The organism is uncultured Jannaschia sp. (genome assembly GCF_947494025.1).
Taxonomy (GTDB): Bacteria; Pseudomonadota; Alphaproteobacteria; order Rhodobacterales; family Rhodobacteraceae; genus Jannaschia.
Genome location: NZ_CANLTQ010000053.1, coordinates 1 through 7,980 on the forward strand (window position 1 = coordinate 1; position 7,980 = coordinate 7,980).

At 61.0% G+C, this 7,980-nt stretch carries 7 protein-coding genes and 1 pseudogene; 5 read left to right on the top strand and 3 right to left on the bottom strand.

The genetic code is table 11. The annotated features are described in order from the left end of the window. Positions 1-109: 109 nt before the first annotated feature. From tnpB to Q1B08_RS20365, 3 genes and pseudogenes are all read left to right on the top strand, one after another. Positions 110-442 (top strand): IS66 family insertion sequence element accessory protein TnpB, encoded by a 333-nt coding sequence (gene tnpB / locus Q1B08_RS20355; protein WP_299822931.1) that lies wholly within the window; start codon positions 110-112, stop codon positions 440-442. A gap of 54 nt (positions 443-496) precedes the next feature. Continuing rightward, complete coding sequence (locus tag Q1B08_RS20360) at positions 497-2,098, top strand: IS66 family transposase (protein ID WP_299822935.1); 1,602 nt, start codon at positions 497-499, stop codon at positions 2,096-2,098. A gap of 30 nt (positions 2,099-2,128) precedes the next feature. After that, positions 2,129-2,645, top strand: a pseudogene (locus Q1B08_RS20365) (IS5 family transposase); the annotation flags it as partial. A gap of 26 nt (positions 2,646-2,671) precedes the next feature. Here Q1B08_RS20365 and Q1B08_RS22185 read toward each other — a convergent pair. The 3 genes from Q1B08_RS22185 to Q1B08_RS20375 all read right to left on the bottom strand — a co-directional run bounded on the left by Q1B08_RS22185 (position 2,672) and on the right by Q1B08_RS20375 (position 5,938). Continuing rightward, the gene (locus Q1B08_RS22185; RefSeq protein ID WP_366140076.1) at positions 2,672-3,154 is read right to left on the bottom strand and encodes a Kazal-type serine protease inhibitor domain-containing protein; all 483 of its coding nucleotides are present in this window, start codon (positions 3,152-3,154) and stop codon (positions 2,672-2,674) included. Between the two features lie 390 nt (positions 3,155-3,544). Continuing rightward, positions 3,545-4,687 carry a pre-peptidase C-terminal domain-containing protein gene (locus Q1B08_RS20370; RefSeq protein WP_299822938.1) on the bottom strand — a complete coding sequence of 381 codons (1,143 nt, stop codon included), beginning with the start codon at positions 4,685-4,687 and terminating at the stop codon, positions 3,545-3,547. Positions 4,688-4,834: 147 nt separating this feature from the next. Next, positions 4,835-5,938, bottom strand: a complete 1,104-nt coding sequence (locus Q1B08_RS20375) for a helix-turn-helix transcriptional regulator (RefSeq protein ID WP_299822940.1) — start codon at positions 5,936-5,938, stop codon at positions 4,835-4,837. Positions 5,939-6,565: 627 nt separating this feature from the next. On the opposite strand from Q1B08_RS20375, the gene Q1B08_RS20380 reads away from it, so the two are divergent. Then, positions 6,566-7,144 (top strand): recombinase family protein, encoded by a 579-nt coding sequence (locus Q1B08_RS20380; RefSeq protein ID WP_299822943.1) that lies wholly within the window; start codon positions 6,566-6,568, stop codon positions 7,142-7,144. 187 nt (positions 7,145-7,331) lie between these two features. After that, a complete protein-coding gene (locus tag Q1B08_RS20385; protein WP_299822946.1) occupies positions 7,332-7,925 on the top strand; it encodes a hypothetical protein in 594 nt (197 codons plus the stop codon). Positions 7,926-7,980 lie beyond the last annotated feature (55 nt).

Here is a 7,980-nt window from a genome sequence, read left to right on the forward strand (position 1 = left end):
GCTCTGCACCCTCAACGCCATGCTCGCAGCAGGAACAGACTACACGCAGCAGACACCTGGCTAAGTACAGTTGCCGGCAAACGCGGGACGGTTCATGCCGTCACACAAGATGCGCATCCTGGTCGCGACGCAGCCGGTGGATTTCCGGAAGGGGCATGACGGGCTGGCGGCCCTGGTCCAGTCGGCTCTGAAGGAGGACCCGTTCACCGGCACGGTGTTCGTGTTTCGGGCGAAGCGGGCCGACAGGCTGAAGATCCTGTTCTGGGATGGGAGCGGGCTTGTGATGGGCTACAAGCGCCTGGAGGAGACGACCTTCGCGTGGCCGACCATCCGGGACGGAGTGATGACGCTAAACCGGGCGCAATTCGAGGCCCTGTTCGCGGGCCTGGACTGGCGCAAGGTCCGGGCGCTGGAAGCCCGGAAGCCGGCTGCGGCAGAATGACTCTTCGTGGTCGAAATGCGTTCCTTTTCCATGGGTTCGATGTATTCTGGCCGCATGCCGTCTGCCGCTGAGATCAACCTTTTGAGCCTGCCCGAGGACCAGCGCGATGTCATTGCCGACCTCCTGCGCGAGCATGCGGAACTGCTGGCGGCGAACGCGGCGCTGACGGCGGAAACCACCGATCTGAAGCGGATCGTCCAGCGGCTCGAGCATCTCGTCGCCGAGCTGAACCATGTCGTGCATGGCAAGAAGTCCGAGAAGCTCAGCGAGGACGACCGGCAACTCGCCTTCGAGGATCTCGAGACGGCGATAGCCGAGGTCGAAACCCAGATCGATGACCGGGCGACGGAGAGCGAGGCGCCTCGCCGCAAGGTCGCGCCTGCGCAGCGCAACCGCGGCAACCTGCCGGCGGACCTGCCGCGGATCGAACAGGTCGTAGAGCCCGATAGCCTGGAATGCCCGTGTGGCTGCGGGCAGATGCACAGGATCGGTGAGGACCGGACGGAGCGTCTCGACATCGTGCCCGCGCAGCTGCGCGTCCTCGCCACCATCCGCCCCAAGTATGCCTGTCGGATGTGCACCGATGGCGTCACGCAGGCGCCTGCGCCGGCGGCCCTCATCGAAGCGGGCCTGCCCACCGAGGGCGCCATCGCCCATGTGCTGGTCAGCAAGTATGCCGACCATCTTCCACTATATCGTCAGAGCCAGATTCTCGCCCGGTCGGGTGTCAGCATCCACCGCAGCACGCTGGCTGACTGGATCGGTGTCGCTGGCTTCCACCTGCGGCCCGTCGTCGACCGGCTGTCCGAGCATCTGAAACGATCCACGAAACTCTTCATGGACGAGACCACGGCGCCGGTGCTGGACCCCGGCCGGGGCAGGACCAAAACCGGCTACCTTTGGGCCCTCGCGCGTGACGATCGCGGTTGGGGCGACGACGACCCGCCCGGGGTGGTCTTCTTCTACGCACCTGACCGCAGCGGGCAGAACGCGGAGCAGTTCCTTCGCGGCTTCGACGGCACGCTGCAACTCGATGGCTATACCGGCTACAACCGCCTCACGCGTCCCTCCCGCAAGGGCGGCGATCCGATCCGCGTCGCCCATTGCTGGGCGCATGCACGGCGCAAGATGAAGGAAGTCTTCGACCGCGACGGTTCCGAGATCGCCGCCGAGGGCCTGCGGCGCATTGCCGAATTCTATGCTGTGGAGGCCGACATCCGCGGCATCGAGCCGGGCCAGCGGCTGTCGGCCCGGCGGTCCCGCACCGCCCCCCTGGTCGCCGCCTTCGGAGATTGGCTGCACCAGCAGCGTCTGCGCGTCTCGGCCAAGTCCCGCCTCGGAGAAAAGCTCGCCTACATCCATCGCCACTGGGACGGACTGCAAACCTTTCTCCACGACGGGCGCGTCGAGATAGATTCGAACAGCGTCGAGAACCTCATCCGGCCGATCGCTCTGAACCGCAAGAACGCGCTCTTCGCGGGCCACGACGAGGGCGGCAAGGCATGGGGCCGCATCGCATCCCTGATCGAGACGGCGAAGATCAACGGCGTCGAGCCTTTCGCCTATCTCAAGGCAACCCTCGAGGCGATCGCGAATGGTCACCCCCAGTCCGCGATCGATGATCTGCTGCCCTGGAACTACAAGCCGTCAAGCTGAATGCGCCGTGCTGCGCAGCCGCCGCTTACGACTTATCTGAAGGCGCACCGCACGGCCTCGAGCCTGCGGGTAAAAAGGGGGGCGTGGGCGTCTGATTGGGCGCACGAAGGGCGGTATGGACACCAAGCTTCACGCGGTCACGGACACTCGGGGCCGTCCCATCCGTTTCTTCATGAGCGCAGGCCAGGTCAGCGACTATATCGGTGCGCGTGCCCTGATGAGCAGCCTGCCCATCGCCGACTGGCTGATCGCCGACCGGGGCTACGACGCCGACTGGTTCAGGGATGCATTGAGAGACAAAGGGATACAAGCCTGCATTCCGGGTCGGAAGTCGCGCGACAAGCCCGTTCGATACGACAAGCGCAGATACAAGCGCCGTAACAGGATCGAGATCATGTTCGGTCGCTTGAAGGACTGGCGCCGGATCGCAACCCGCTACGATAGGTGCCCGAAGGTCTTCCTCTCCGCCGTCGCCCTCGCGGCAACCGTGCTCTTCTGGCTTCGAAACTCAATGAGTCTGGAGCCTAACGTGGCGAGTACAGGTTAATGGACAAAAGACATAGTCCTTCCCTACTATTGAGTAGCTGGACAACTCGCTCCTGTCTTGGCAACAATATTTGTTGCGCCGGCTTCTTGGGCAGAACATGGATTGGGATATTCTTCGTTGCGCCCATCTTTCATGGCACATACGATCACTTGAGGACTTGCTCCGTTTTGGCAGTCTAACCGTTCGACGTTAGTTGCGGCGCGCTCCATGCAGACTTCGGCGGAAGCAACACTGACACCAGCGGCACTAGCCATGCACGCATTAGAGTAGATTACGCCGTCGCAGCCACATACTGGATTGAATTCAAAAGTACAGAATTCAGGAAGGGGGGAGCAGACGCCAAGTTGATCGCCCTCGCCGCATGTGCCTGTGGCGGAGTAGTTGCAGAACTGTGCATCTGCACATGTCGCTCCTGCGATACCCCCACAAGAATTACCCTGAGATATTGCGGGCGTCGCTAGACCGATTGATAAGTAGGTAACTAGTAGTCCAATGCTTTGCAGTTTCATCGCCGAAAAAGCCTTCTACTAAGAGTTGTTAAGTGAACGCGTCCCTCGTAGTAAGTATAAAGAATGAGTCAGCATGACAAAAAATGGCTGATTTGTTGGTGTCAGAAACTTGTTGGTTCTCCCAAAGGAGACCCGCTCCTGATACGGAGCGCTTTCATGGAAAGATTAACGGGGCACTGCAACAAAGCAAGACATATGTTGACGTACCGAAATCTTTCTCCTAGCCCTGAATCCCTTCTGGTAGAAGCCGATGAACGCCATACGAGGAGACTCAAAGGTGTGACGGCCGCGCCTGTCATAATTGATCAAAAGTCCTTTCCCGCATTTGACTGGGCAAAAATGCCCGTTTCTGACGTTTTCTGTCCATACGCGTTTTCCATCAGTATCCCCTTAGCCAATTATCACTTCATTACCAACTTCGGTTACGCTGAGCTCATAGGTTCCCAAACCAGAGGAAAATTCGCTCGCTGCGATGTAGTAGGTCTCCGCGGAGTCAGCAGTATAGACGATCTGAGAGTCGAGGCTGTCGGCGTCGTCGTTGAAGGCGACCTCCAATCCCTCGGCGTCCAGTAGTCTCAGGTACGGGTCCGGCAGGGAGCCGAACCCGGAGGACTGGCCGCGGAGGTCGATCACGTAGGTCTCGCCTTCCGCCAATTCGATTCGAAACCAGTCCTCGTCGAATGGTACACCGATTGTACCCGTCACCGTTTTGCCGGAAGCGATCTCTCCGGCGGTGGATGCATCGTCACCGAAGTCGTCGACGTAGCGTTCCGCCGCAGCTGTGAGCGTATAGGTTCCACTGCCTTCGAACGTCCCGACCGAGACGAAAAAGGTCCCCGATGCGTCGGCCACGAAGGAAAGAGCTTCAACTCCCTCTGTGACATAGTCACCGAACTCGTCGTAGAGCACCAGATACGGATCCTCGATCGTTCCGCCGCCGTCCGTCCTCCCCTGCAGGTCGAAAGTATAAAGTTGCCCTTCCGCAAGACTGATCCGGAACCAGTCGTCATCGCCCGCGACTTCGATTTCTCCGCTCGCCGTTGCCCCGGCTTCGATCGAACCACGGGTCGCGACGGAGGCGGCATAATCGTCGTCGTACCAGCGGATTTGGGAAAACAGGTTGTAGTAGTCGCCTTGGAAGTCTGCGAGTTTGACCTCGTGGAATTTCCCGAAGGTATTCCATGTCACGTAAACGTCGCCCTGCGCCTCCCAGATGCTGAAGCCCCCGCGCTCGGGCGAAACTAGGTCATAGCCGGCGAAGTAGATCACTTCGGTTCGGGAAAGATCGATGGTGTCTTCGCTCGAAAAATCACCGACCGTATCGGCGCGCCCGAAGCTGACATCTCCTGCATCTCGATCATCGAAGATGAAGACATCAGAACCAGAGCCGCCGAAAAGAAGATCGACACCGCGGCCACCCACGATCGTGTCATCTCCCCCCGCACCAAAAACTACGTCGTTGCGGCCGGTGCCTTTTAGAAAATCCCCCTGCGGGCCACCCTCAAGAATGCGGCCGAGTATATCGCGCTTCATCTTTTGTCACCAATGGATGGTCAGTTCCGAATATTGGCAATGATTGCTTGAAGTTCGTATCGACCGCATCCCCAAAATGGGGGAAAACCATCTGGGCCAAGGACGTTGGGTTACGTTATGGGGTCGGAACCGGGGCGGTCAGGCCCCTCAGGGCCCAAGCACAAGAGCCGTTAAAGCTGCACGACTATGAACTCCGCATTTGGCATAGATTGCCTTCACTTGGCTTCGAACCGTGGCAAGACTTACACCTCGTTCCATGGCGATCGTCGCCGTGTCTTCGCTGCGCGCGATTGCTTCGGCAACTTCCTGTTCGGATCGGGTCAAGCCAAAAGTCGCGAGACGCGACGTCCGCCTCGCTGTGGTCGAATGATTGATCACGCAGAGGACGATTCGCGGTGGCAACCTCAGGAGCGTTGCCAGGGGCCAGTCCCGGAGTTCATCATGGTCGAGACCGATGAGATGAACAGCAGGCGACCCCTCACTTCGAGGTACTTTCAGTGCTACCTGCCGGTCGCTCCGCGCCAACTCCTGCAAGGCCACTGAAAGGGCCCTCTCGGCTCGCTTGTCGATAAAAACAAGGCGGCCAACACGGTCGAGTCGGCATTGCCTCCCTGCTGCCAGTAAGTTCTCAGCCGCCTCATCGGCAAAGGCGATCGTCCTGTCTGTTCGTAGAAGGATCAGGGCCGCGCGTGAGCTGGCAGCCCCCGCATCGGCAGCGACGAGCCGAATTCGTGGCTCGAACATTGCTTGGCCGAGTTGCCAAGCGAGCGTGAGATGTGGAGCGAGCCTGCCCATGAGCTCGATCAACCGCGGATGCTTTTCCTGCCTGTCGCGTTCGCGGATATTGGCGCCGAACATGAATGGTCCGGATCGTGTGCGACCGATGACGACGCCGGCGCCGACGCTGATATTCTCCTGCGGACGTATCCATTCGTCGTAGAAGAGCGTCTTCTTCAGTTTCTGTTCGGGGCAAAGCGCTTGGCTGGGAAGCACGACGCCGACAGGAGCGTTGATGATCGTTCGCGACCACGGATTACTGCGCGCCAGGTGCCGATATATCGCGAGCATCTCAGGGTCGTACCCTGTGGTGGTCGCGAAAGTAGATCCAGAGGTGTCGGTCCAGCCATGTATCTGCATACGCGCGCCGCCGATTTCGGCCGCAGCTGCGTCGAGAAAGCCCTGCCAGCATGATGGATCCAGCAGTGCCGAGTAGATCAGCGTAGTGAGGCGTCGCTCGGTATCCAAATCCACAAGCTCATCCTCCACGGAGAAGTAATAACGAGCTACGGGTAAGAGGAGAGCGTATAAGAGGCGTCTTGTCACCCAAACAGAGGAGGAGGGCCTGCAATCTTCATCCGCTCATTTCATTGCACAAAGCGCACTAGCCTCGCGACATCGGGGGTGGGCTATGTCGCGCATCGCTCGTCGCGTCGTGTCTTCTGGCGCCCGGCTCGTCGCTCTGGACACGGGATCGCCGTCTTGCCGCAATCGCCGGCGGACTCGGGATCGGACCCTAGCCGGATCTCTAGCCGCGAAGTGGGTCTTGCCGTAAGCGGCATGACCAAGCCTACTGCAAGGCGCTACCGTACCTTTCCATCGACATGATCCGACACAGCACGATCTGTATAGCGGGCCGACGTCTCACAGACGACCCGGAGGAGAACGATGCCGGGTGCTCCGTGATCGGACGAGCCGCAGCGGGGATACGCCTGCGGACCTTTCGGGTCCAGTGATTGCAGCGTCCGGCAAACCGACATTTGCCGGAGCGGCTATAAGTATGTCCGAGAACAATCTAAACGACGGGATATCGGACAACTTGATTGCTGGACGGGTTTGTGGACGGATGGGCGCCGACGCCCCCCATTCTGGACTTCTCCCATGTCCCTCATCGGATACGCCCGCATCTCGACCGCCGAGCAGAGCCTCGCCCTGCAGCTCGACGCCCTCGCCGCCGCGGGCGTCCCGCGCGTCTTCGAGGATCGCGGCGTGTCGGGTGCGAAGTCCGAGCGACCGGGCCTGACGGAGGCGTTGCGCTACCTGCGCGAGGGCGACACCCTCGTCGTCTGGAAGCTCGACCGCCTCGGACGCTCCATGACGCATCTGCTGCAGACCGTCGCTGAACTCGAAGCCCGGGGCGTAGGCTTCCGCTCGCTGACCGAGGCCATCGACACCACCACATCCACGGGGCGGCTCGTCTTCCACATCTTCGGCGCGCTCGGGCAGTTCGAGCGCGACCTCATCCGGGAACGTACCGGGGCCGGCCTCGCAGCGGCTGCTGCCCGTGGTCGCAAGGGGGGCCGGCCAATAGCCGCCACGCTCGAGAAGGTCTCCCGTGCCCGCCGCCTGATCGCGCAGGGCCTCACCGTCCGCGAGGCCGCGGCACGGGTGAAGGTTGGCAAGTCCGCCCTCTATGCCGCGCTCAGGGCCGATGCGGCCCGGGCGGCGGCGGACAAGTAGCGTCTGCAGAACCAAGACAGAAAGCAGGGCGATCTGCAGCCCTGACGATATTCGTGCTTGCCTGAATCCTCAAAATTGGGATGACCTAGGGTCATTGTGAAGCGTCTTACCCGTTGTCGGAGGACGCTCGTGTGGGGGGGGAGTGGTAATGAGCGGGACGTTTCATCCCGTGGAGCGGGTGCGGCCGATGGACGAGGTCGGACCGTATGACGATACGGTCAAGACATTCCTCAATGGGCTCCTCTGGGGCACGCGATGGGCCGGGAGCGAGATCACCTACGCGTTCCCCGACAGCCGGTCCGAATACGCCTACACGCCCGACGACACGTCGTCCGGGACCGACAGGGTCAAGGTCGCGCACAGGAAAGTGCTGCGCGAGTTCGAGCCCATCACCGCGCAGCAGCAGACAGCGGTCGCGTTCGCCCTCGAGGCGGATGTCGGTCCCACGGCCAGTGCCGCATTCGCCGTCGAGGGCTTCACCAGACTGAACGTGTCGGAGCAGACGTCGTCCGGTGACGAGCAACCCGCCCATCTCCGTTTTGCGAATACCGGAAGCGAAAAACTCGGCACGGCCATGGTCGCCGATTTTCCGGGGGGTCTGTTGACTCCGACGGCTGAGGACGACGGCGATATCTGGTTCGGGCCAAACTACGATAGCTACCGCGAGCCCGAGGCCGGCAACTTCGGATGGGCCACTCTTCTGCACGAAACCGGCCACGGGCTCGGCCTCAAGCATCCGCACGACAAAGCGGGCTGGATAGAGGTGGCTCGGTTTGTCTGAACAGGTTCCGGGCGTTTCCTAAGTGGATTTCCGCCTTGGTTACGCAGCGGCCGCC